This is a genomic window from Rhizobacter sp. (assembly GCF_031412495.1).
Classification (GTDB): Bacteria; Pseudomonadota; Gammaproteobacteria; order Burkholderiales; family Burkholderiaceae_C; genus Schlegelella_A.
Map to the genome: position 1 here is coordinate 12,624 of NZ_JANODC010000086.1, position 23,729 is coordinate 36,352.

Annotated in this window: 20 protein-coding genes; 6 read left to right on the forward strand and 14 right to left on the reverse strand. The window is 70.2% G+C overall.

All coding sequences use genetic code 11. The annotated features are described in order from the left end of the window. Positions 1–31 precede the first annotated feature (31 nt). The 5 genes from AC30N0_RS03140 to AC30N0_RS03160 all read right to left on the reverse strand — a co-directional run bounded on the left by AC30N0_RS03140 (position 32) and on the right by AC30N0_RS03160 (position 6,177). Entirely contained in the window at positions 32–1,084 is a 1,053-nt protein-coding gene (locus tag AC30N0_RS03140; protein ID WP_489516476.1) for a branched-chain amino acid ABC transporter permease, read from the reverse strand. Then, positions 1,081–1,947 carry a branched-chain amino acid ABC transporter permease gene (locus AC30N0_RS03145; protein ID WP_489516477.1) on the reverse strand — a complete coding sequence of 289 codons (867 nt, stop codon included), beginning with the start codon at positions 1,945–1,947 and terminating at the stop codon, positions 1,081–1,083. Before AC30N0_RS03145 ends, AC30N0_RS03140 begins: the two co-directional genes overlap by 4 nt. Before the next feature lie 27 nt (positions 1,948–1,974). Further along, a complete protein-coding gene (locus AC30N0_RS03150; protein WP_489516478.1) occupies positions 1,975–3,198 on the reverse strand; it encodes an urea ABC transporter substrate-binding protein in 1,224 nt (407 codons plus the stop codon). Between the two features lie 57 nt (positions 3,199–3,255). Next, positions 3,256–4,896 (reverse strand): flotillin family protein, encoded by a 1,641-nt coding sequence (locus AC30N0_RS03155; RefSeq protein WP_489516479.1) that lies wholly within the window; start codon positions 4,894–4,896, stop codon positions 3,256–3,258. A gap of 135 nt (positions 4,897–5,031) precedes the next feature. Next, positions 5,032–6,177: a substrate-binding domain-containing protein gene (locus AC30N0_RS03160; protein ID WP_489516480.1), complete on the reverse strand. Its 1,146-nt coding sequence runs from the start codon at positions 6,175–6,177 to the stop codon at positions 5,032–5,034. Between the two features lie 91 nt (positions 6,178–6,268). Between AC30N0_RS03160 and AC30N0_RS03165 the strand changes: the two genes are divergently transcribed. Further along, positions 6,269–6,709, forward strand: coding sequence for a MarR family winged helix-turn-helix transcriptional regulator (locus tag AC30N0_RS03165; protein WP_489516481.1), 441 nt, complete (start codon positions 6,269–6,271; stop codon positions 6,707–6,709). 40 nt (positions 6,710–6,749) lie between these two features. Here the strand turns inward: AC30N0_RS03165 and AC30N0_RS03170 are convergent, their stop codons facing one another. After that, positions 6,750–8,168, reverse strand: coding sequence for an amidase (locus AC30N0_RS03170; RefSeq protein ID WP_489516509.1), 1,419 nt, complete (start codon positions 8,166–8,168; stop codon positions 6,750–6,752). 375 nt (positions 8,169–8,543) lie between these two features. Next, the gene (locus tag AC30N0_RS03175; RefSeq protein ID WP_489516482.1) at positions 8,544–8,744 is read right to left on the reverse strand and encodes a DUF3606 domain-containing protein; all 201 of its coding nucleotides are present in this window, start codon (positions 8,742–8,744) and stop codon (positions 8,544–8,546) included. A 364-nt stretch (positions 8,745–9,108) separates the two neighbouring features. On the opposite strand from AC30N0_RS03175, the gene AC30N0_RS03180 reads away from it, so the two are divergent. After that, entirely contained in the window at positions 9,109–10,839 is a 1,731-nt protein-coding gene (locus tag AC30N0_RS03180) for an IlvD/Edd family dehydratase (RefSeq protein WP_489516483.1), read from the forward strand. A gap of 445 nt (positions 10,840–11,284) precedes the next feature. Here AC30N0_RS03180 and AC30N0_RS03185 read toward each other — a convergent pair whose 3' ends face one another. Genes AC30N0_RS03185 through modA form a run of 3 tightly spaced genes read right to left on the reverse strand, consistent with a single transcriptional unit; the run spans position 11,285 to position 13,876 of the window. Continuing rightward, on the reverse strand, positions 11,285–12,394 hold the full coding sequence (locus AC30N0_RS03185; RefSeq protein WP_489516484.1) for an ABC transporter ATP-binding protein: 1,110 nt from the start codon (positions 12,392–12,394) through the stop codon (positions 11,285–11,287). Positions 12,395–12,407: 13 nt separating this feature from the next. Next, complete coding sequence (gene modB, locus AC30N0_RS03190; protein WP_489516485.1) at positions 12,408–13,079, reverse strand: molybdate ABC transporter permease subunit; 672 nt, start codon at positions 13,077–13,079, stop codon at positions 12,408–12,410. Next, a complete protein-coding gene (modA, locus tag AC30N0_RS03195; RefSeq protein WP_489516486.1) occupies positions 13,079–13,876 on the reverse strand; it encodes a molybdate ABC transporter substrate-binding protein in 798 nt (265 codons plus the stop codon). The genes modB and modA overlap by 1 nt, the downstream gene beginning before the upstream one ends. Positions 13,877–13,992: 116 nt before the next feature. On the opposite strand from modA, the gene AC30N0_RS03200 reads away from it, so the two are divergent. The 4 genes from AC30N0_RS03200 to AC30N0_RS03215 all read left to right on the forward strand — a co-directional run bounded on the left by AC30N0_RS03200 (position 13,993) and on the right by AC30N0_RS03215 (position 19,613). Continuing rightward, the gene (locus AC30N0_RS03200) at positions 13,993–15,489 is read left to right on the forward strand and encodes an ATPase domain-containing protein (protein WP_489516487.1); all 1,497 of its coding nucleotides are present in this window, start codon (positions 13,993–13,995) and stop codon (positions 15,487–15,489) included. A gap of 4 nt (positions 15,490–15,493) precedes the next feature. Then, a complete protein-coding gene (locus tag AC30N0_RS03205; protein ID WP_489516488.1) occupies positions 15,494–17,179 on the forward strand; it encodes an ATP-binding protein in 1,686 nt (561 codons plus the stop codon). A gap of 162 nt (positions 17,180–17,341) precedes the next feature. After that, positions 17,342–18,784, forward strand: a complete 1,443-nt coding sequence (locus tag AC30N0_RS03210) for a S41 family peptidase (protein ID WP_489516489.1) — start codon at positions 17,342–17,344, stop codon at positions 18,782–18,784. Between the two features lie 70 nt (positions 18,785–18,854). Further along, a complete protein-coding gene (locus AC30N0_RS03215) occupies positions 18,855–19,613 on the forward strand; it encodes a HesA/MoeB/ThiF family protein (RefSeq protein ID WP_489516490.1) in 759 nt (252 codons plus the stop codon). Positions 19,614–19,631: 18 nt separating this feature from the next. On the opposite strand, the gene AC30N0_RS03220 is transcribed toward AC30N0_RS03215, so the two are convergent. The 4 genes from AC30N0_RS03220 to AC30N0_RS03235 are packed head-to-tail and all read right to left on the reverse strand — an operon-like array spanning position 19,632 to position 23,728. Then, the gene (locus tag AC30N0_RS03220; protein WP_489516491.1) at positions 19,632–20,600 is read right to left on the reverse strand and encodes a Bug family tripartite tricarboxylate transporter substrate binding protein; all 969 of its coding nucleotides are present in this window, start codon (positions 20,598–20,600) and stop codon (positions 19,632–19,634) included. A 15-nt stretch (positions 20,601–20,615) separates the two neighbouring features. Next, the gene (locus tag AC30N0_RS03225) at positions 20,616–21,614 is read right to left on the reverse strand and encodes an Ldh family oxidoreductase (protein ID WP_489516492.1); all 999 of its coding nucleotides are present in this window, start codon (positions 21,612–21,614) and stop codon (positions 20,616–20,618) included. Further along, complete coding sequence (locus tag AC30N0_RS03230; protein WP_489516493.1) at positions 21,614–22,537, reverse strand: hydroxyacid dehydrogenase; 924 nt, start codon at positions 22,535–22,537, stop codon at positions 21,614–21,616. Before AC30N0_RS03230 ends, AC30N0_RS03225 begins: the two co-directional genes overlap by 1 nt. Before the next feature lie 15 nt (positions 22,538–22,552). Beyond that, positions 22,553–23,728 carry a UxaA family hydrolase gene (locus AC30N0_RS03235; RefSeq protein ID WP_489516494.1) on the reverse strand — a complete coding sequence of 392 codons (1,176 nt, stop codon included), beginning with the start codon at positions 23,726–23,728 and terminating at the stop codon, positions 22,553–22,555. Position 23,729: the final 1 nt, after the last annotated feature.

Here is a 23,729-nt window from a genome sequence, read left to right on the forward strand (position 1 = left end):
CCCTCGGGCGCGGTCACTCGCCGTACCGCCTTCACGGCTTGTCTCCGCGATGGCCGCGCCGGCGCCGGGTGCTGCTCGCCTGGCGGCGGCTGACGCCGGCCTGCTCGCGCCGGGCACGCCAGCGTGCCAGGGTCGGCAGCAGGCCGCTCGGCAGAAGCAGGACGACCAGGATCAGGATCGCGCCGAGGACGAGCGAGTTGTCGATCAGGGTCTGCTGGCCCAGCAGCAGCTTCAGATAACCGAGGACGATGGCACCGAGCAGCGGCCCGACGAGGGTGCCGAGCCCGCCCACGATCGTCCAGATGATCACCTCGGCCGACTGGCCGAGGCTGAACACGCCCGGCGTGACGATCTCGGCCCAGTTCGCGATCAGGCAGCCGGCGAGGCCGGCCATGCCGGCGCTGATGGTGAAGATCGCCGTCTTGTACGCCGGCGCGCTGTAGCCGAGCAGCTCGACGCGCGCCTCGTTCTCGCGGATCCCGATCAGCACCTTGCCGAAGAACGAGCCGAGGATCCAGCGGCAGAGCAGGTAGCAGAGCACGAGCGCGCCGCAGACGACGTAGTAGAACGGCGTGCCGAAGGCCGTGACGCTGGGATCCCCCGGCAGGTTCAGGACGGGGAAGGCCGGAATGCCGTTGAAGCCGCCGAGCCGGACCGGGCCGATGCGATAGGCGTCGCCCGCCGTCGCATTCATGAACTTGAACAGGATCAGCGTGACGACCAGCGTGATCACGCCCATGTAGACGTCGCTGATCCGGCCGTAGAACATCATCGCGCCGATGACGGCCGCTGCCGCGGCGGGAAGAACGATCGCGAGCAGCAGCGGCCCGGTGCTCTCGCCCACCGTCATCGCCGCGATCGCGTAGGTGTAGGCGCCGAGCCCGAAATAGGCGGCATGCCCGAAGCTGAGAATGCCGGCGAAGCCCCACATCAGGCCCAGCGACATTGCGAATAGGGCCCAGATAAGGAGCAGGGTCGGTGTGTTCGTCCCGGTGACCGCCGGCAGGACCAGGGCAACGACGCAGCCGACGATGAACCAGCCCCATCGGATCCGCCCGACACCGAATGCGGGTCCGCCCGTCATGTCGAGTTCTTGAAGAAGCGGCCGGTGATGCCCTGCGGCATCAGCCGCAGGAGGATGATCGCCAGCGCCAGCATGGCGATCTCCCCGATCACCGGCGTCGAGCCGAACGAGACGATCTGGTTGACCGTGCCGAAGATCATCGAGCTCGCCAGGGTGCCGGAGATGATCGCCGCGCCACCGGTGATGACCGTGATGAACGACTTGGCGATGTAGAGCGCGCCCGAGGAAGGCAGGAGGCCCGTGAGGGGCGCCAGGACAGCGCCGGCGAGACCCGAGAGGGCGGCCCCGGCGGTGAAGGTCCACATGTAGATGCGTTGCGGGTTGTAGCCGAGCGAAGAGGCGACGTCGGCGTTCTGCATCGCTCCGCGCGCGATCAGGCCGACCCGCGTGTAGCGCAGGATCATCCAGAGCACGAGCATCGTCAGCGTGGCGACGGCGATGATGAAGAGGTTGTAGCCCCCCATCTGGTACGCACCCGCCTGGTAGGCGCCGATCGGCGCCGTGACGCTCACCGCGGTGTTGCCGAAGATCAGCGTCACCAGGCCGACCATAAGCAGGCTCAAGCCCCAGGTGGCGAGCATCGTGTCGATCATGCGTCCGTAGAGACGGCGGATGACGAGGCGCTCGACGACGAGGCCAACCAGGCCGACCACGAACGGCGCCAGAACGAGCATCGCGAACCAGATGTCCAAGCCCGCGCGGTGGGCGAAGATGGTGACGTAGCCGCCGAGCATCACGAACTCGCCGTGGGCGAGGTTGATGACCCGCATCATCCCGAACACGACCGCCAGCCCCGCGCTCGTCAGCGCGAGGAAGGCGATCATGTACAGGATCTCGAGAAAGACGACGGCTGCGTAGTCCAAGGCGGGCTCGGGTCGCCGCTGCGCTTCCTAGATGGTCACCTCGAACTGCTTGTTCTCGTTCGGATTCTTGGCCAGGTTGCACGAAGCGGCCGTGTCGCTCGGGGCGCGCTGCTTGAAGGCCTGCTTGATCGTCAGCTTCTGGCCCTTGACCTCCATCACCTTGATGTCGAGCGAGGCGTGGTGGGTGACGGGGTCGATCTTGACCTGGCCGCCGGGGCCCTCGATGCTGATCCCGGATTCGATGGCCTTCAGCATCTTGTCGCGATCGAGCGAGCCCGCCTTCTTCACCGCCTCGGCCCAGAGCTTGATGCCCTGGTACTGCGAAACGGCGATCTCGTGGACGATCTTGGTGTCACCGAAGCGCTTGGCCCAGCGCGCGAGGAACTCCTTGTTCGCGGGCGACGGGTCCTCCTGGCTGTAGTTGCCCGCGATGAGGATGCCGTCGCCTTCGGCCGGCGAAAGCGCCAGATGCTCGTTGCCCACCCCGAAGGTGGTCGAGAAAAGCGGAATCTTCTTGTTCATCCCTGACGCCGCCCACTGCCGGAAGAACGAAAGATGGGCGCCACCGACGAGCGCGGCGCAAACCGACTCGGGCTTCGCGGCCTGGATCTTCGCGATCGTGGAGCCGAAGTCGGCGACGTCGAGTGGGAAGAAATCGGTCTGCAGCACCGAGCCGCCGCGCTGCTTCACGTAGTGCGCGACCCACTTGGCCGTGATCTGCCCGTAGTTGTAGTCGGCGGCGAGGACATAGACCTTCTTGCCCCACTGCTTCTGGGCGATCTCGACGATCGGCTCGACCGCCTGCGCCGGCGTCGTGCCGGTGACGACGCAGTTGCGGTCGCAGACACCGCCTTCGTAGAGGACGTTGTAGAAGTAGAGGATGTTGGCGCGGCGGAAGGTCTGGCGAATCGCCTCGCGCGAGGCCGAGGTGATGCCGCCGTGGACGACGTCCACCTTGTCGTCGCGCGCCAGCTGCTGTGCGTACTTGGTGTAGAGAGCGATGTCCGATTGGGTGTCGTACTGGACGACCTGGATCTTCCTGCCGAGCAGGCCACCGGCGGCGTTGATCTCTTCGGCCGCCATCGTCGTCGCCAGCACCATCGGCTTGCCGTAGGCATCGAGGTTGCCCGAGTTGTCGAGGACCGAGCCGAGCTTGATCGCCGCGCCCTGGCCGAAGGCATGGAAGGGCAGCGCAATGCCGGCGGCAGCGCCGGACGTCGAAGCGATGAAATGACGACGTGAGAACTTCATGGAAATCTCCTGCTGTGATTGAGGCGCCGGATGGCGACGAACGACGCGAGCCCGGCGTCAGCCCTTGGGCGACGACCTGTCGCCTTTGGAATCCGGAGCGTCCGGACCCGGGGCTCCTCCCTTCGGGCCACCCACCGCCGCAGACAAGTCCACGCCGATCGAATCGCCGATGCTCTTCATGGCCGGCAGCTGCAAGGCCATGCCCAGAATGCTGTCCATCACCTGCGTGACCGGGGCGCGCTGGGCCCCTTCTCCGCCGGCGCCGCCGCTCCACTGGCCGTTCGACGAGCCACCGAAGCCGGTAACCTGGTGGATCCGGATGCTGTCGATCTTCTCCGCCGGCTTCATCATCTGGGCGATGATCTCCGGCAGCCGGTCGAGGCGGTGCTGCTCGAGCTTGAGGTGCATTAGCTCCGTGGTGCGTGAGTTCTCGGCGTCGATCATCGCCCGCGCCCCTTCCGACTCCGCCTTCAGGCGCACGCGATGCGCCTCGGCCCGGGTCGTCGTGGCCGAGGCCGCGGCCTTGGCGTTCATCAGCAGCACCGCCGTCTCGCTCTGGGCTTTGGAGGTCTCGACCTCGCCACGCTCCTGCTCGCGCTTGATGGCGATCTCGCGCGAACGGTCGGCAACGGCGCGCTCGCGCTCGGTCTGCAACTGCTCCTGCGCCAGCACGATCTCGGTACGCGCCAGCTCCGCCTGCGCCTGAGCCCTCGCCTCCTCGGCATGCTTGGTCGCCATGGCGATCGAGCTGTCGACCTTCCTCACCTCCGAGCTGAGCTGGGCCTCGATCTCCAGCTTCCTCAGCTCGCGAGCTTTCTGGATCTCGGCCACGCGAGTCGACTGCTCGCGCTCGATGCGCGCGTTCTCGGAGGCGACGGTCGACTGCTCGCGGGCCCGGGCGGTCTCGGCGTCGCTGGACGACTTCAGCTTCTCGATCTCGAGCCGCTGGCCGATCTGCGCCTCTTCCTCCTCGCGGGACAGGCTGAGCCGCTGCTTGGTCGCCGCGAGCTGCGTCTGCCGCACCGAGATGTCGGCGTCTGCCTCGATCTCGGCCCGCTTCTTCTTGCTGTTGGCGATGATCTCGGCCAGCTTGCGCAGGCCGACCGCGTTGAAGGCGTTGTTGTCGTCCAGCGAGGCGAACGCCGCCTGATCCATCCGCGTCAACGAGACCGATTCGAGCTGCAGGCCGCTGTGCGCCAGGTTCTCGCGCACCGATTCCCGGATCGTCCGGACAAACTCGGCGCGCTTGTCATGCAGGAAATCCATGGTGAAGGTGGCGCCGGTCGCCTGGATGGCGTCGATGAAGCGGCCCTCGAGGAGGTTGCGGACCCCGTCCGGGCTGAGCGACTTCGAGCCGATCGCCTGCGCGGCCGTGGCGACTCCCTCGACGGTCGGCTGCACGCGCAGATAGAACTCGAGCTCGACGTCGACCCGCATGCGGTCTTCGGTGATCAGCGACTTGGCGCCGGTGCGGCTGACTTCGATCCGCAAGGTCCGCATGTTGATCTCGTCGACCTTGTGCAGGAACGGCAGGGCCAGCGTGCCGCCCGTGAGGACGATCTTCTGGCCGCCGAAGCCGGTGCGGATGAGGGCGATGTCTCTCGACGTCTTGCGATAGAAGCGGTTCAGGAACGCCACCGCGACGGCGATGACGACGATCGCGACGATCAGGCCGAAGAGCCAGGCCAGCAGGGTCATGGGTCACTCCCTCGAACGACAGGGCGATGGCGTCGACAGCCAGCGCACCCTGCGCATTACTTTCCGTGGAAACTATAGCAGGGACCTTGCCGAGTTCGTCACGGCCCAGACCGAACGAGAAGAAGACGGGGCCCGCTACAGGGCCACCGGCCGCTGGAAGAAGTGGCCCCCCGCCTCGGCGAGATAGGCGGGATGCGAGCAGCACTCGTTGCCGCGATAGGAGGTGCCGCGCACCGAGCGGAACTCGAGCGGCGCGGCCAGGTTGCCGAGCAGGGGTGCGTCGCCTTCCGCTGCCCGCCGCGCCAGGGCCGCCATGAAGTGCACGCCCTCGTAGGTCGACTGGCCGAGCGCGTTGAGGGTCGGCGCGCGCTGTCCGAAATGGTTGTAGTAGCGCTCCTTGAACGCCATGTTCGCGTCGTTGTCGAGCGACGCGAAGTAGCCTGAAGAGGCGAAGAGGCCATCGGTGTTGTCGGCGCCGATCGCCAACAGGCCGTTTTCCTCGATGGCGCAGGAGAGCCGGAACGTGTCGCGCGACAGGCCGCAGCGCCCGAACGCGCGATTGAACTGAACCGCGTCCTGGCCGACCAGGGAGAGCAGGATTGCATGCGGCTTCAGCCGGGTGATCTCGTCGAGCAGCTCCGAGTAATCCTCGGTGCCGAACGGCAGGTAGCGGTCGGCCACGACCTCGCCGCCCTGCCCGTCCACGTACCGGGCGGCGAGCCGATGCGACACGCGCGGCCACACGTAGTCGTTGCCTATGAACATCCAGCGCCGTGCCGAATAGCGGCTGGCCAGGTACTCGATGGCGGGCCGCAGCTGCTGACCCGGCGTCTCGCCGATGGCGAACACGCCCGGCGTGCGTTCGCCGCCTTCGTAGAGCGGCGTGTAGACATACGGGATCTGCCGCGCGACGTCCTTGAGGACGCGCTGGCGAACCTGGCTGGTATGCATGCCGACGATGGCATCGATCGCGCCCGCGTTCATGAGGCCGGCCGTGACGCTGCCGACCTCGATGGCTTCGTCCGACGAGTCGATCACGCGCAGCCGGACGCGGCGATCGAGCAAGCCGCCGCCGGCGTTGATCTCCGCCTGGGCGAGCTGTGCACAGGCGATGGACGAGGGCCCCCAGATGCCTGCGGAGCCGTTGATCGGGACGAGCAGTCCGACGACGAAGTCGGCGCCCTCGGCCAGCGCCTCGCGACGGGCAGCGGCACGACGCGCGCGGACCTGCGATGGCACGCTCTTAGCGCCGGCGCAGCTGTCGACCGCCATCTCGGGCATCGTCACTCCCCATGGGCCCGCGTGCGAGCGTCGGGGCTTTGCCATCCCCTTCTTTGCTTTCCGTGGAAAGCGACTTCTACAATAGCACAGCATGAACCGGCTCGATCCCCATCTCGGACTGCTGCTCGAGCGCGCCAGTCGCGTCGTCGGCGAGCGGCTCGATCGCGCCTTCGGACGCGACGGCATCACCTCGGATCATTGGCGAGTCCTGCGCCTGCTCGCCGACGGCGAAGGCCACACGATGGGCGAGATCGCCGAGCAGCTGCAGATGAATCCGCCGACGCTGACCAAGCTGGTCGACCGCATGGTGGGCAGGTCGCTCGTCCAGCGCGCCGCCGACCCGGAGGACAGCCGCCGTGTCCTCGTCTACGCCACCGACGCCGGCCTCGCCCTGCTGCAGGAGCTGCAAGGCAAGGTCGACCAGCACCACGCTGGCCTGCAGGCGCTCCTCGGCGATCGCAACGCGCGCCAGCTCGAGCGTCTCCTGACGACCCTGATCGACGCCGAAGCAGCGGAACGGCCGTCCGCGTGATTTCGCGCGCAGGACGGTGCGAGGCACCCACCGGAGGCCGCTAGAGCTTCGGGTGGCGGCGGTGCCAGTCGGTAACGCGCTGGAAAGCGCGGCCGACGCGCAGGATCGCCGGTTCTCCGAGATGGCGGCCCACGAACTGCGCGCCGATCGGGAGACCGCTTGCCGTGAACGCGACCGGCACGGTCAGGGTCGGGTGCCCCGACAGGTCGAACGGCGCGGTGAAGCGTGTCAGCGCCGCAAGTTCGGCGGGAACCCGGCCCAGCATGGCCATGCGGGCCACCGTGGGGGCGGCGATCGGCTGAGCCGGGAGGAGCATCGCATCGACCCTCTCGAGCGCGGCGACCACGCGGCCGCCGAAATCGCGACGGCGCAACAGGATGCGCTGGTACGCCATGCCCGACAACGATCGGCCCGCGTCCAGCAGGCCGGCCAGCCCCGGCCCGTAGCGATCGCGCTGCGACGGAAAGGTCGCATCGTGCGCGACCGCCGTTTCGACGGCGCAGTGCGGTCCCCAGTCGGCGACGGCCGCGCCGACATCGGGAAACCGCATCGGCACGAGGGCCGCGCCGAGCGAGCGCATCGCCGCCAGCGTCGACTCGACCGCGCCACGCGTATCTGCATCGACTCCCTCTAAGGCGTAGCGCTCGTCGAAGCCGATGCGGACGCCGCGCAGGCTGCTGTCGTCGGCGGCCAGGTAGTCAGGGACGTCGCTGCGGAGCGCCGTGGGATCGAGAGGGTCGCTGCCGGCAATCGCCCCGAGCACGATCGCGGCATCGACGGCGCTGCGGCACATCGGGCCGATGTGGTCGAGCGAGGCGGCCAGCTCGTGGCAGCCGAACCGGGAGACCCGGCCCCAGGTCGGCTTCAGCCCGGTGTTGCCGTTGGCTGCCGAGGGAAAGCGGATCGAGCCTCCGGTGTCGGAGCCGAGCGAGCCGAAGCACAGGCCGGCGGCCGTCGCCACCCCCGAGCCGCTCGACGACGCGCCGGACCAGTGGTCACGGTGCCAGGGATTGACCGGGGGCGCGATCTCGGGGTGGTGATCGGCGAAGGCGCCTTCGGTGAGCTGGAGCTTGCCGAGCAGGATTGCACCGGCCTCGCGCAGCCTGCGGACGACGGTGGCGTCGGCAGCGGGCACGAAGTCGCAATGCAGCGGCATGCCCGCCGCGGTCGCGATGCCCTCGGTCCAGCAGAGATCCTTCACGGCGACGGGCACGCCGTGCAACTGCGAAAGGATCTGACGCCGGCCGATCATCTGCTCCGCGCTCCGAGCCTGGGCCAGGGCCAGCTCCGGCGTGACCAACGCATAGGACTTCAAGGCCGGGTCGACGCGCTCGATGCGGCGCAGCATCGCCTCGGTGAGCTCGACCGGCGAGACCCGGCGCGTCGCAAGCCGGCGCGAGAGCTCGCCGATCTCGAGGTAGTGGAGTTCGTCCGCGGGAAGATCGTTCAGGGCCACGATCGATTCTTGCGCAGATCCTCTTCGCAAGGTCGGCCTGCCCCGGGACGCTTGGCATCGCGTCCGAGAACGGACTTGATCACCTCACCGACAAGGCCTGGCACCGATGGCAGCCAGGCGTTCGTCGGCGGCGGATTCGTTGTACGCCTGCCCCCGGGCCGGAATCGCGACCGCCTGCTTCGCTTCACTTCGCGCTGCGCGGACGGCGTCGATCACGGAAACGGCGGCCTCCCGGGCCTTCCTGGCCTGCTCCCTGAGCCGCCTGGCGGTCTTCACCGGATCGTGCCGCGGACTCGGCTCGACCCAGGGAGGAAAGTGCGCCTGCGTATTCATCGGACAACTGGCTTGCCGCCATGCGGGCAAGCCATGTGCCGATGCCTAGGCCGATGCAGGGGGCGACTGACGCAGCAGGCGGAGGTGCGCCTCGACGGCAGCGGCTGAAAAGCCGACGTCGCCGATGGCGTTGGCCAATTCGGCTGCGGTGCAGCCCAGCTTCTCGCACCAGAAGTCGATCTGGGTCGAGTCGGTCAGCACGATCTCGTCGGCTGCCGCCCGCAGCGGCCGGGTCTGCAGGTTCATGGCGACGGGCCTCCCACCCGTGCATCGCGCGCCCTCGCGGGGTCTCCGCAGTTTACGGCCCCGGGACGATCCGGCAACCCTCCCCCACCCGGGCTGGGACCGTCGGCCGCCCGGCCGCCTGCCTCTGGCGTTTACTTCGGCTGCTGCGTGGCCGCCGCGGGGTGGGCCAGGCGCCACTTCCGGCAGGTGTCGCAGGGGCAAGTCCGCGGAGAGGAAGCGGCAGGGGGAGCAAGCACTGTGTCCATGGATACCTCGCCCGTGCCCAACGGGCGCCGGCGTTTCCCGGCGGACTGCGCCGCGTGTAAAGACTTGCAGCGCAGCGGCGCGCCGACAATCGCGCGTCCACCCACGACCGGAACCTGTCATGACCGAAGGCCTGCGGAAGGGACTCACGTCCTACGGCGACGCCGACTTCTCCCTGTTCCTGCGCAAGGCCTTCATCAAGGCCATGGGCCTCTCGGACGACGCCCTGGCCCGGCCGGTGGTGGGCATCGCCAACACCTTCAGCGACTACAACGCCTGCCACGGCAACGTGCCGAAGCTGGTCGACGCCATCAAGCGCGGCGTGATGCTTGCCGGCGCCCTGCCGATGGAGTTCCCGACCATCTCCATCCACGAGTCGTTCGCGCACCCGACCAGCATGTTCCTGCGCAACCTGATGGCCATGGACACCGAAGAGATGATCCGGGCCCAGCCGATGGACGCGGTGGTGCTGATCGGCGGTTGCGACAAGACGATCCCGGCGCAGATGATGGCGGCCGCCTCGGCCGACGTGCCGGCGATCATCGTGCCGGTCGGGCCGATGCTGGTCGGCCATTACCAGGGCGAGCAGCTCGGCGCCTGCACCGACTGCCGGCGCCTGTGGGGCGAGCACCGCGGCGGGCGGATGGATGCCGAGGCGATCGAGCGCGTCAACGAGCGGCTGGCGCCGACGCCCGGCACCTGCAGGGTCATGGGCACGGCGAGCACGATGGCCTGCCTGGTCGAGGCGATGGGCCTGGCCTTGCCGCGCTCGGCATCGATCCCCGCCACGCATGCCGACCGCCTGCGCTCGGCCGAGGCCAGCGGTCAGTTCGCCGCCGCGATGGCGGTCAAGGGGACCCCGAAGCCGTCGCAGGTGATGACGCCGGCCGCCTTCCGCAACGCGATGGTCGTGATGCAGGCGATCGGTGCCTCGACCAACGGCCTGGTTCACCTCGTCGCCGCCGCCGGCCGGCTCGGCATCCGCCTCGACATGGCCGAGTTCGACCGCCTCGGCCGGGACGTTCCGGTACTGCTGGACCTGAAGCCGTCGGGCCGGCACTACATGGAGCACTTCCACTGGGCCGGCGGCGTGCCGCGCCTGCTGCGCGAGCTCGAGGGCCTGCTCGATCTCGACGCGCCGACCGTCATCGGCGGCACCCTGCGCGACTACATGGCCTCGGCGGAGGATGTCGCCGGCCAGGACGTGATCCGCAGCCGCGCCCATCCGGTCAAGGCCTCGGGCAGCATGGCCATCCTCGGCGGCAACCTGGCGCCGCGCGGCGCGGTCATCAAGCAGTCGGCGGCGTCACCGGAGCTGATGACGCACACCGGGCGCGCCGTCGTCTTCGATTCGGTGCAGGACCTGACCGAGCGCATCGACGACCCCGCCCTCGACGTCAAGGCCGACGATGTGCTCGTCCTGCGCAACGCCGGGCCGCGCGGCGCGCCGGGCATGCCCGAGGCCGGCTACCTGCCGATCCCCAGGAAGCTCGCCCAGCAGGGCGTCAAGGACATGGTCCGCATCTCCGATGCGCGCATGAGCGGCACCGCCTTCGGCACCATCGTCCTGCACATCGCGCCGGAGTCGGCGGTGGGCGGGCCGCTCGCGCTGGTTCGGGACGGCGACACGATCTCGCTCGACGTGCCGAACCGGCGCATCGACCTGCAGGTCGACGACGCCGAGCTGGCCCGCCGTCGCGCCGCCCTGGGCAGCGGCCCGGCCCCGGGCGCGGCGGCAGCGCCCGACCGCGGTTACGCCGCCCTGTTCCACCGCAGCGTGCTCCAGGCCGACGAAGGCTGCGACTTCGACTTCCTGGTGCCGGGGCGCGGGCCCCGAACCGCAGCGCCGTGAACGTCGTTTCGCTCTTGCCATGCGCTTGCGACCGGGCCACGCTTCACGGGCGCCGGATCGTGAAGCGGATCAGGCGCCGGCGCAGGGAGTGACGCGCCTGAAGCGAAACACCGGGTGCCGGGACCCCCTCGCCATAGGATGCGGCGTGCACCCGTCGACGCTTCCCGGACCGCTGCAGCAGACGGCCTCGCCCCCGGCCAAGGCGCAGGACAGGCCATCGAGACCGTCGCTGGCAATCTGGCTCGCAGGCATGCTGGCCGTATCGGGACTCTGCGCGATGGGCTACGCCCTGTATTGGGAGCTACCCGTCATCCAGGCGCTGGTGCGGACGGGGCGTTGATGAGTCCCGACAAACTCCTCGCCGGAGGCCGGGCCTTCATCGACCGGCAACGCGCCCGGCTGGTGCGGCTCGACCTCTGGGACCTCCGCGCCCTGCGCTGATCGGTCACGGGCCGGCCGGTGCGGCGCCGCCCCGCACCGGCATGATGTGCACGCCTTCGGCAGCGATTTCCAGGTAGACCATGCTGCCGTCGCGCAGGCCCGCCCGCCTGACGAACTGGGTCGTCGACTCGAGGTGCAGGCGCGCTGAGGCGACGGCCGCGGGCTCGCACCGCAGCGTCGTGATCTCGCCCAGGACACGAATTCCGCGGACGCGGCATGGCACGACGTTGGCGGCTCCGCTCGGCTCTGCATGCACCTGCACATGTTCGCCCGAGACCACCCAGCGAACGTTCGCGCCGTCGGCGACCCGGCCCTTGTCGACCACGGCCAGCGCCACGCCGCCGTCCACGGCGCCCCAATGCAGACAACCCATGCCGCTGGCGCTGCCGGCGCGCTGGAAGACGCCTTCCTGGACGTCGCGCAGGCCGACGAGCGCCGCGACGCGGGCATTGCGCGGCCGCGACAGGAGTTGCTCGGGCGGCCCGTCCTGGAGCATGGTTCCCGCGTCGATGATGCAGATGCGGTCGGCGAGCAGCCGCGCTTCGCGCACGTCGTGCGTGACCATGACGATGGGCAGGCGGAGGCGCTCGCGCAGGGTGCCGAGCTCGTCGTAGAGCGACTGCCGCGTCGGCTGGTCGACGGCCGAAAACGCCTCGTCGAGCAGCAGCAGCTGCGGCTCGCGCGCCAGCGCCCGCGCCAGCGCGAGGCGTTGCCGCTGCCCGCCGGACAGCTCGTGCGGCTTGCGGTCTGCGAGGCCGTCGAGACGCATGTCGCACAGCAGCCGGAGTGCGGCGCCGGCCGGCGCCGACTGCGGGACGGCGAGCTGGACGTTGGCGATCGCGCTCAGGTGCGGAAAGAGCGCGTAGCTCTGGAAGACCATGCCGACCGGGCGCTGCCTGGCCGGCACCCGGATGCGGCGCTCCGTGTCGAACCAGACGGCGTCGCCGAGCGCGACGCGCCCGCTCCCGATCGGCAGCAGGCCGGCGATGGCGCGCAGCACCGTCGTCTTGCCGCTGCCGGACGGCCCGACCAGCGCCAGCAGCTCGCCGGGCGCGCAGCGCAGCGCCACGTCGAGCGGGATCGGACCGGGCTGGCGCAGGACGACGTCGAGCATGGGCTGCGGGCCGTCAGCGGCGTCGCGGCGTCCAGCGCCGCCGCGTCAGCAGCGTCGACGCGAGCAGGGTCAGCATCGACACCCCGAGAAGCACCGCCGACATGACGCCGGCTGCCGCCATGTCGAAAGCCTGGACCCGGTCGTAGATGGAGATCGCGATCGTCCGCGTCTCGCCCGGGATGCTGCCGCCGACCATCAGCACCACGCCGAACTCGCCGAGCGTGTGCGCGGCGGTCATGATCAGGCCGCTGACGATGCCGCCCCAGGCGAGCGGCAGCTCGACGTGCCACAGCGCCCGCCACGGCGACAGCCCGCAGGACTGCGCCGCGTCGTGCAGCTCCGCCGGAATGCTCTCGAAGGCACGCTGCATGGGCAACACCGCGAACGGGATGTTGAAGACGACGCTCGCGAGCAGCAGCCCTTCGAACGAGAACGCCAGCGTCTGGCCGAAGAACCGCTCGTACAGCGTGCCGAGGGGCGACGCCCCGCCCATGGCGACCAGCAGGTAGAAGCCGAGGACCGTGGGCGGCAAGACGAGCGGCAGGGCCAGCACCGCCTCGGCCACGGGCTTCAGCGGATGGGTGCTGGCTGCCAGCCAGCGGCCGGCGGCGATGCCGATCGGCAGCAGGATCAGCGCCGTGGCGAGCGCCAGTTCCGCCGAAAGCCGGAGCGCCGCCCAGTCCATCAGGGCCTCGCCGTGCCGGCAGCGGGCTCGACCGGCAGCGCGAAGCCGTGCCGCTCGAGGACGCCTCGGGCCGCCGCCTGCTGCAGGTAGGCGTGGAAAGCGCGGGCGGTGTCGCCGGCCTTGCGGGTGAGCACCATGCGCTGGCGCAGGGGGCCGTGCATGCGCTCGGGCAGCAAGGCGAAGCGCCCGGCACGGGCGAGCGAGGGCGCCAGGGCGAGCGAGTAGGCGAACAGGCCCGCCTGCGCCGATCCCGAGGCCGCGAACTGCGCCGCCTGGGATACGTTCTCGCCGAGCACCAGCGCCGGCTGGACCGCGTCCCACAGGCCGGCCGAGGCCAGGGCCTCCCGCGCTGCACGGCCGTAGGGCGCGTGCTCGGGGTTGGCGATCGCGAGGCGGCGGATCCGGCCCTCGGCGAGCGCCTGCCGCAAGCCGGCGAGCTCCGGGTCCGCCTCGACCGGCGATCCATGCGGCGCGAACACGACGATGCGGCCGCGCGCGTACGGAACGCCGCGGTCCGGTGTCAGGCCGGCGTCGGCGAGCTGGAAGACGAAGCCTTCGTCGGCCGACAGGAACAGCTCGAACGGCGCGCCCTGCGCGATCTGCCGGAACAGATTGCCGGAAGAGCCGTAGGTGACGCGGACCGCCTTTCCCGTCTGCTGCCGGAAGGCGACGACGATCTCGTCGAGGGCGAACTGGAGATCGGAGGCCGCAGCGACCGTCGGCGCGCCTTGCGCCGTGACCGCACCGACGCACAGCAGCACGGCCCAGCCGATCAGGTACCGACTGAGCGACCGCAAGGCGACTGGCAGGCGGCGGGTCGTTGTATTCGTTCGGATACAGCGGACTGTACCGCAGGGCGGCCGCCGCGACACGACGCGGAAGGGTCATCGTTCGTCCGATAGCATCCACCGCGATGAGCGGAAACGACCTTCGCGAGACGCGGGCCACGACCGGGGTCGTCGGCCTCGACGACGTCCTCGGCGGCGGCCTGCACCGGCGTCGCCTCTACCTGCTCGAGGGCAAGCCGGGCAGCGGGAAGACGACGATTGCCCTGCAGTGCCTCATGGCCGCGTCGCTGCGCGGGGAGCGGGTCATCTACATCACCCTGTCCGAGACGCGGGAGGAGCTGCTCAGCAGCGCCGCCTCGCACGGCTGGACCCTCCCCGAGACGATGGCCATCTTCGAGCTCCTGCCGCCGGAGAACGTTCTCGACGAAGGCCAGCAGCAGAGCCTGCTTTACTCGGCCGACCTCGAGCTGGGCGAGTCGACCAAGCGCATCTTCGCCGAGGTCGACCGGATCGATCCGTCGCTGGTGGTTCTCGACAGCCTTTCCGAGATCCGCCTGCTCGCGCAGGGCTCGCTTCGCTACCGGCGCCAGGTGCTCGCCATCAAGCACTATTTCGCCAGCCGCGGCGTGACGGTCATCCTCCTGGACGACCAGACGGTCGAGGACAACGACAAGACGGTGCACAGCATCGCCCACGGCGTCATCCACCTCGACGAGATGGCGCCGGAGTACGGTGCCGAGCGGCGGCGCCTGCGCGTCGTCAAGTACCGCGGCACCTCGTACCGCGGCGGCTTCCACGATTTCACGATCGAGACCGGCGGCGTGGTCGTGTTCCCTCGCCTGCGCTCGGCCGAGCACCGGACGAACTTCGAGCGCACGGTGGCCAGCAGCGGCAACACCGAGCTCGACCTTCTGTGCGGGGGCGGGCTCGAGGTGGGCTCGAGCGCGCTCATCCTCGGTCCGGCGGGTGCAGGCAAGTCGATGCTCTCGCTCACCTTCGCCGCTGCGGCCGTGGCCCGCGGCGAGCACGCCACGCTGTTCATCTTCGACGAGGAGCAGGGGCTGCTGCACCACCGGATGCTCGGCCTCGGCATCGACCTCGCGGCGCTCGCGCGCACCGGCCGCCTGCACATCGAGCAGGTCGACGCCGCCGAGCTGTCCCCGGGCGAGTTCTCGCAGCGCGTGCGCAGCAACGTCGAGCGCCACCGCTCCAGCGTCGTCGTGATCGACAGCCTGAACGGCTACCAGGCATCGATGCCGGAAGAGCAGTTCCTCATCCTGCACATCCACGAGCTGCTGCAGTACCTGAATCGGCAGGGCGTATCGACGATTCTCACGATCGCTCAGCATGGCCTCGTCGGCGAGATGAAGAGCCCCGTCGATGTCACCTACCTGGCCGACACGGTGATCCTGATGCGCTACTTCGAGGCGGTCGGCCGCGTCCGCCGGGCGATCTCCGTGGTGAAGAAGCGCGGCGGCTTCCACGAGGACTCGATCCGCGAATACCGCTTCGGCCCCCGGGGCATCACGCTCGGCGAGCCGCTGGCCGGCTTCCAGGGCGTCCTGCGCGGCGTACCGACGTTCGTCGACAAGGGCGAGGGGCTGCTGGAGGCATCCGACTAGCGCCATGCCGGACCGCCCCGAGCGCGTGCTCATCTTCGCACCGGCCGGCCGCGACACGCAGGTGGCGCAGAGCGTTCTGGAGGCCAGCGGCACCGAGACCTCGGCCTGCTATTCGCTCCCTGCCCTGCTCGCCGAGATCGAGCAAGGCGTCGGCGCGGTGATCGTGACGGACGAAGCCATCGCCCAGGCGAACGTTCAGCCGCTGGCGAGCTGGTTGCGCGGCCAGCCGCCGTGGGCCGACCTGCCCTTCATCGTCCTCACCCGCCAGGGCGGCTCGATCGAGCGCAACCCGGCGGCCGAGCGCCTGACCAGCGCGCTCGCCAACGTCAGCCTCCTGGAGCGTCCGTTCCATGCCACGACGCTGGTGAGCGTCGTCCGCTCGGCGCTGCGCGCGCGCCGGCGCCAGTACATGGCGCGCGACGCGCTCGACGAGCGCGACCGCCTCCTCGCCGAGCTCTCCGACGAACGCGGCGCACTCGAGCAGCGGGTGGCGGAGCGCACCGCCGACCTGGCCGCCGCCAACATCGTCCTCCAGCGCGAGATCGAGGCCAAGAACCGCGCCGAGAACCAGCTGCGCCAGTCGCAGAAGCTCGAGACGATGGGCCAGCTCGTCGGCGGCGTGGCGCACGACTTCAACAACCTGCTGATGGTGATCCTGTCGAGCCTCGAGCTGCTGCGCCGCCGCACCGGCAACGATCCGCTGACGCTGCGCCTGCTCGACAGCGCCCGGCGCGGCGCCGAGCGGGGCTCGGTCCTGACCAAGCGCCTGCTGGCCTTCGCACGCAAGCAGGACCTGGAGCCGGAGCGGACCGACCTGGTCGAGCTCGCGGCCGGCATGACCGACCTGCTGCATCGCTCGGTCGGCCCGCAGATCGAGATCGAGGTGCGCCACGAGAGCGAGGTCCCGGCCGTCATCGTCGACCGCATCCAGCTCGAGATGGCCTTGCTCAATCTCGTCGTCAACGCCCGCGACGCGCTCGCCGGCACGGGCCGGATCGCGATCGTGATCCGCCGCGAGCCCGACGTCGGCGCCGCCGAGGCGCCGCTGGCCGCCGGCGATTACGTCAGCATCGGCGTGGAGGACAGCGGCCCGGGGATGGACGCCGAGACCCTGCGCCAGGCGGTTGAGCCCTTCTTCTCCACCAAGGGCGTCGGTCAAGGCACCGGACTCGGGCTGTCGATGGTGCACGGCATGGCGCGCCAGTCCGGCGGCGCCTTCGTGCTAAGGAGCCAGCCGGGGCAGGGCACGACGGCGAGCATCTGGCTGCCCTCGGCCGAGCACGTTGCCATCCCGGCGCCGGCCGTGCCGAGCGCGCCGGTGCAGGCGCCGGCGCGCACCGGCACCATCCTCATGGTCGACGACGACGAGCTGGTCGCCGCGAGCACGGCAGCCATGCTCGAGGACCTGGGCTACGCCGTCGTGACGCGCCATTCGGCCCGGGAGGCCCTGGAGGTGCTCGGCAGCGGCACCGTTCCCGACCTCCTGCTGACGGACCAGGCGATGCCCGTCATGACCGGCGTGGAGCTGGCAGCCCAGGTGCGACGGCTTCGGCCGGGGCTGCCGATCCTGCTCGCCACCGGCTACGCCGAGCTGTCCGGCAGCGACCTGCAGGGGATGGCCAAGCTGACCAAGCCGTTCAGCCAGGCCGAGCTGGCGCGCGAGCTGAACCGGCTGCTGCTCAGCGCCTGACGGCCCCCGGCCGCGAGCGACGAGCGGCTTGAAAAACTGGCAAACCCCTGCAACTTTGGCCTTTCCGGCGGGCTCCAAAATTGCTTGCCAACCTATACTGAGAACCAGATGTCGGATCGTTCACCGAAATCGCCCGCAAGGCGCGGGCCCGAGGGGTCGTTCATGGGTGTGAAACTCAAGGTTGCCGGTTGGCTTGCGTTGGGCGCCGTTGCCGGCGCGCTCGCCACCATGCAGCTCGAAGCCACGGCGCGCAACACCGTCTCCCGGCTGCCCATCGAGGAGCTGCAGCAACTCGCCGCCGTCTTCGGCATGGTCAAGAGCGATTACGTCGAGGCCGTCGACGAGAAGAAGCTCATCAGCGACGCGATCGGCGGCATGGTCGCCGGCCTCGACCCGCACTCGCAGTATTTCGACAAGAAGACCTTCCGCGAATTCCGGGAGGGCACCACCGGCCGCTTCGTCGGCATCGGCATCGAGATGGGCATGGAAGACGGCCTGGTGAAGGTCATCAGCCCGATCGAGGGCTCGCCCGCGTTCCGCGCCGGCCTGAAGAGCGGCGACCTGATCACCAAGATCGACGACACCCTGGTCAAGGGCCTGACCGTCGACCAGGCCGTCAAGCGAATGCGCGGCGAGCCGAACACCAAGGTCGTGCTGACCGTCTTCCGCAAGAACGAGGGGCGGACGTTCCCGGTCAACATCGTGCGCGAGGAGATCCGCACCCAGAGCGTTCGCGCCAAGATGGTCGAGCCGGGCTACGGCTGGTTGCGCGTCAGCCAGTTCCAAGACCGGACGGTGGAGGACTTCACCAGCAAGCTGCAGGATCTGTACAAGCAGGACCCGAACCTCAAGGGCCTGGTGCTCGACCTCCGCAACGACCCCGGCGGCCTGCTCGAGGGCGCCATCGCCCTTTCGGCGGCGTTCCTGCCGGAAGGCTCGGTCGTGGTCAGCACCAACGGGCAGCTCGCCGACTCGCGGGCGACCTTCAAGGCATCGCCCGAGTTCTATCAGCGCCGCGGCGGCGCCGACCCGCTGAAGCGCTTGCCCGAGGCAATCAAGAAGGTGCCGCTCGTCGTCCTCGTCAACGAGGGCTCGGCGTCGGCCAGCGAGATCGTCGCGGGCGCGCTGCAGGACCACAAGCGCGCCACGATCATGGGCGCGCAGACCTTCGGCAAGGGCTCGGTGCAGACGGTTCGCCAGCTGTCGCCCGACACAGCGCTGAAGATCACGACCGCGCGTTACTACACGCCGAGCGGCGCGTCGATCCAGGCCAAGGGCATCGTTCCCGACGTCTTGCTCGACGAGAGTGCCGAAGGCAACCTGTTCGCTGCCCTGCGCACGCGCGAGGCCGACCTCGAGAAGCACCTGCAGAGCGGCCAGGGCGCCGAAGTCAAGGACCCGGTCCGGGAGAAGGCGCGCGAGGAAGCGCGCAAGAAGTTCGAGGCCGAGACGGCCGCCCGTGGCGGCGTCCCGAAGCCGCCGCCCGAGTTTGGCAGTGCCGAGGACTTCCAGCTCGGTCAGGCGATCAACCGCCTGAAGGGCAAGACGGTGATGGCCAGCAAGACGGCCGTCGAGCGCAAGGCCGAGGTCGACACGACGAACTGAACGTGGCGCCCTGCGCCGTCGCTTCGACGCCCGTGCGCCGCACGGGCGTTTTCTTTTGAGCGGCGGCGCCATGCACGACGACGACCTGCTGCGCTACTCGCGCCACCTCCTGCTCGACGAGATCGGCATCGAGGGCCAGCGCCGGCTTCTCGCCGCCCATGCCCTCGTCGTCGGGGCCGGCGGCCTCGGCTCCCCGGCGCTGCTGTTTCTCGGCAGCGCCGGAGTCGGCCGGATCACGATCGCCGACGGGGACCGGGTCGACCTCACCAACCTGCAGCGCCAGATCGCGCACGACCTGTCCCGGGTCGGCCGGCCCAAGGCGGCATCGGCGGCGGCCTCGATCGCCGCGATCAACCCGAACGTGGTCGTCAGCGTCGTCGACGAGCGCGTGAGCGGCGAACGCCTCGAGGCGCTGGTCGCGGCCACCGACGTGGTCCTGGACTGCAGCGACAACTTCGCCACCCGGCAGGCGCTCAATGCCGCATGCGTCGGGCATCGCAAGCCGCTGGTCGCCGGCGCGGCGATCGGCTTCACCGGGCAGATCTCGGTGTACGACACGCGCTCGTCCGGCTCGCCCTGCTATGCCTGCGCCTTCCCGCCCGACCCGGGATTCGAGGACGTGGCCTGCGCGACGATGGGCGTGTTCGCGCCGCTGGTCGGCATCATCGGCAGCATGCAGGCGGCCGAGGCCCTGAAGCTGCTGGCGGGCGTGGGCAGCTCGCTCGCCGGTCGCCTGCAGATGCTCGAGGCCCGGACGATGGAGTGGACCGAGCTTGGCCTGCCGCGCGACCCCGCCTGTGCCGTCTGCTCCACTCGGCCCGCGGGCTGAGGCCGCGCGCCGAGCCGCCTACTCGACCGTGATGTTCGCCGTCCGTATGACGGCGGCCCAGCGTGCCACCTCCTCGGCGAGGAAGGGCGCGAAGCGATCCGGCCCGCGCGCGTCGACGCGGAAGCCCTGGGCCCGCGCCCGCTCCTCGATGTCGGGCGCCGACATGATCTTCACGACCTCGGCGCCGAGCTTCGCGACGATGGCATCGGACGTGCCGGCGGGCACCATCATCGCCGTCCAGTTCTCGACCAGCAGCGAAGGCATGCCCGCTTCGGCCGTCGTCGGCACGTCGGGCACGGCCGGATGGCGGGAGCTGCTCGCCAGCGCCAGCGCGCGCAGCTTGCCGCTCTTGACGTGGGCGAAGGACTCCGGGAAATTGGAGAAGACGACGTCGAGCTGGCCGCCGATGAGGTCGGTCATCGACGGCGCGCCGCCCTTGTAGGGAACGTGCTGGATCTCGGTCTTCGCCAGGTCGTTGAAGAGGGCCAGGGTCAGGTGCGGCGGCGTCCCGTTGCCGCTCGAGCCGGCGTTCAGCTTCCTCGCCTTCGCCGCCGAGAGCAGGTCGCGGAAGGTCTGGATCGGGCTGGCCGCCGGGACGACGACGAGCATCGGCGAGCCGGCCATCAGCGCCACCGGCTTCAGGTCGCGCATGAAGTGGTACGGCGCCTTCGGGAACAGCGTCATGTTGGCCGCGTGGGTGAGCGTGATCGCCAGCAGCGTCTGCCCGTCCGGCGCCGCCTTCGCCACCGCGTCGGCGCCGATCTGGCCGCCGTTGCCCGCCTTGTTGTCGATCACGACGCCGACCTTCCAGCGCTCGGCGAGCTGCTGGCCGACCAGGCGCGCCATCACGTCGGTGAGGCCGCCGGGCGGAAACGGCACGACGTAGCGGAGGGTCGCGCCCGGCTTCGGATAGTCGGGGCCGGGCTGCGCGTTCGCGAGCACGGGCGCGGCGCCGAGCGCGGCGATCAGGATCTGGCGTCGTTGCATGGGGTCTCCTGAAGGCTAGGTCTGCCAGGCGGCGAGCACGGCGTCGGCGACGTCGATGCCGTCGACCTCGGCGCTGCGGAGCAGGGCCGCGCGGCGCGTGCCCGGCAGGCGCACGCCGTCGTCGCGCAGCATCTCGTCGACAAGATCCTCGATGCGGTCGAGAAAGGCGTCGCGTCCGGCGAGCGCGCCCGGATCGATGACGACGAACAGCTGGCCGATGCGCGGCCGGTTGCCTTCGTCGACGAAGAAGCTCGACGCCTCGAAGCCGAAGCTCGCGCCGACGAGCGCGCTCGCCAGCAGCTCCACCACCAGCGCCAGCATCGCGCCCTTGGGGCTCGAGGCGGCGCCGATCGGCAGCATCGAGCCGTCGAGCGCTGCCCTCGCGTCGGTGGTGGGCCGGCCGTCCTCGTCGAGGGCCCAGCCCGGCGGTATCGGCCGCCCTTCCCGAGCCGCCACCATCACCTTGCCGCGCGCCACCTCGCTCAGGCTGAGGTCGATCATCAGCGACTCGCCGCGGCGCGGGAAGACGGCCGCGACAGGGTTGGTGCCGAAGATCGGGTGCCGGCCGCCGGCCGCGGGCATCGCCGCCGGCGAGTTGGCGAAGGCGAGGCCGACCATGCCGGCGGCGGCGGCGGGACGAAGGTGATCGACGATCACGCCTGCATGGTGGCTGTTGGTCACCCCGCTCAGGCCGACGCCGAACTCCGTCGCGCGTCGCACCGCTTCGCCGACCGCCAGCTCGCAGGCGGCAAAGGCGAGGCCGTCGCCGGCATCGATCAGGGCGGTGGCCCCCTTGCCCGCGACGACCCGGGCGACGGCCGTGCCGTCGACGCGGCGGTTGCGAAGATGGGTCGCGTACTGGGCGACGCGGCTCATCCCGTGCGAGCCCAGGCCCTGCGCCTCGGCGAGGACCAGGGCCCGTGCCGTCGCTGCCGCCATCTCCGGACGCGCCCCGGCACGGGCCAGCGCCGCCTCGACGCGCTCGCGCGCGGCAGTCAAAGTCAGCCTGGCCATCAGCGCAGCGCCTCGAGCACCTTCTCGGCGATGAGGAAGGAGACGCGCTCGTTCGACTGCGCCGAGACGCCGGCGATGTGCGGCGTGAGCAGCAGGTTCGGGCAGCCGACGAGCGGGCTGCCGCCCGGCAACGGCTCGGTCGCGAAGACGTCGAGCGCCGCGCCGCCGAGGTGGCCGCTGCGCAGCGCCTCGGCGACGGCGGCCTCGTCGACGATGCCGCCGCGCGCCGTGTTGACGAGGATCGCGCCCGGCTTCATCGACGCGATGCGTGCGGCATTGAACAGGCCCCGGGTCGGCGCAACCAGCGGCACGTGCAGGCTGACAACGTCGGCCTCGGCCGTCAGCTCGCCGAGCGACACGGCGCGGACACCGGCCTCGACGAACGACGGATGGGCGGCGCCCAGAATCGCGTCGAAGGCGATCACGTCCATGCCGATGCCTTGCGCCAGCTTCGCCGTGATGCGGCCGATCGAGCCGAAGCCGACCAGGCCGAGCGTCTGCCCGCGCGCTTCGCGGCCGTTCGCCAGGGCATTGCGCGGCCACCAGCCTGACGCCACCTCGCCGCTCGACTGGTAGGCGCCGCGCAGCAGGAGCATCGCCGCCGTGACCACGTACTCGGCGACGGAGAGCGCGTTGGCCCCCGTCGCCGGGATGACCTGGATGGCGCGGGCGCGGCAGGCCTCGACATCGATGTTGTCGAGGCCGACACCGAGCCGGCCGATCACCTCGCATCGCACCAGCGCGGCGAGCAGCTCGCCGCGGACCTGGGTCCGGTTGCGCACGATCAGGGCGTCGGCAGCGGCGGCTTCGGCGAGCAGTCGCGCGGCATCGTCGACGAGCGCCGGGTCGTAGAGCACGTCGTGGGCGCCGGCCAGGCGGGCGACCGCCCGCTCGTCCATGAACTCCGGGATGACGATGCGCATCGGCGAGCGCCGCGGTCAGGCGCTCTCGTACAGGCGCGTCATCACGAACTCGCGGTGGCCGAGGGCCTCGGCCGCGGTCAGCCGACCGTTGGCCGTGCGCAGCATGCACTCGAGCAGGTGGTCGCCGGCCTGGTCGAGGTTGATCTGGCGCTGCAGCAGCCCCGACGTGTCGACGTCGACGTGCTCGCTCATCAGGCGCACGGTGCGCGGGTTGGCGCAGATCTTGATGACCGGCAGGATCGGGTTGCCGATGACGTTGCCCTGCCCGGTCGGGAAGAAATGCACCGCGTAGCCCGAGGCGGCGCACAGCGTCACCATCTCCGCCGCCGCGCTCGACGAATCCATGAACCACAGGCCCGGGTGCGTCGGCATCTCGGCCTTGTCGAGGACGCCGTCGACGGTGCAGTGCTTGCCGATCTTCTGGATGTTGCCGAGCGCCTTCTCCTCGATCGTCGTCAGGCCGCCGGCGATGTTGCCCTTGGTCGGCTGCGAGTCGGAGAGGTCGCTGGTCTTGTGCCGGTTGATGACGTCCTGGTAGCGATCGAACATGAACTGGAAGCGCTCGCGCACCGCGTCGCTGGCGCAGCGCGCGGCGACGATGTGCTCGCCGCCGGTGAGCTCGGTCGTCTCGCCGAAGCAGAGCGTGCTGCCGAGGGCGTGCAGCTTGTCGAAGGCGTTGCCGACGGTCGGGTTCGAGCCGCAGCCCGAGGTCGTGTCGCTCTCGCCGCACTTGGTCGAGACCCAGAGCTCGTGGATGGGGCAGGCCTCGCGCTGCTTCTCGCTCGCCTGCTGCACGAACTCGCGCGCCGCCTTGGAGGCACGCATGATCGTCGCGTGGTCGCCGTGGCCTTCGATGCCGAAGCCGACCACGGGCTTGCCGGTGGTGGCGATGCCGTCCACCACGCGCTTGGTCCAGCCTTCCTCGATGCCGATGACGACGACGGCGGCGACGTTCGGGTTGCAGCCGGCGCCGATCAGCGTGCGGAAGTGCAGCTCCAGGTCGGCGCCGAACTGCAGCCGCCCGTACGGGTGCGGAATCGCCAGGGCGCCCTTGATGTTGTGCGCCACCGCCTCCGCGGCCGAGTTCGACAGGTCGTCGAGCGGCAGGACGATGACGTGGTTGCGGACGCCGACGCGCCCGTTCTCGCGGCGGTAGCCGAGAAACGTGGATTCCTTCGATACGACTGCCATG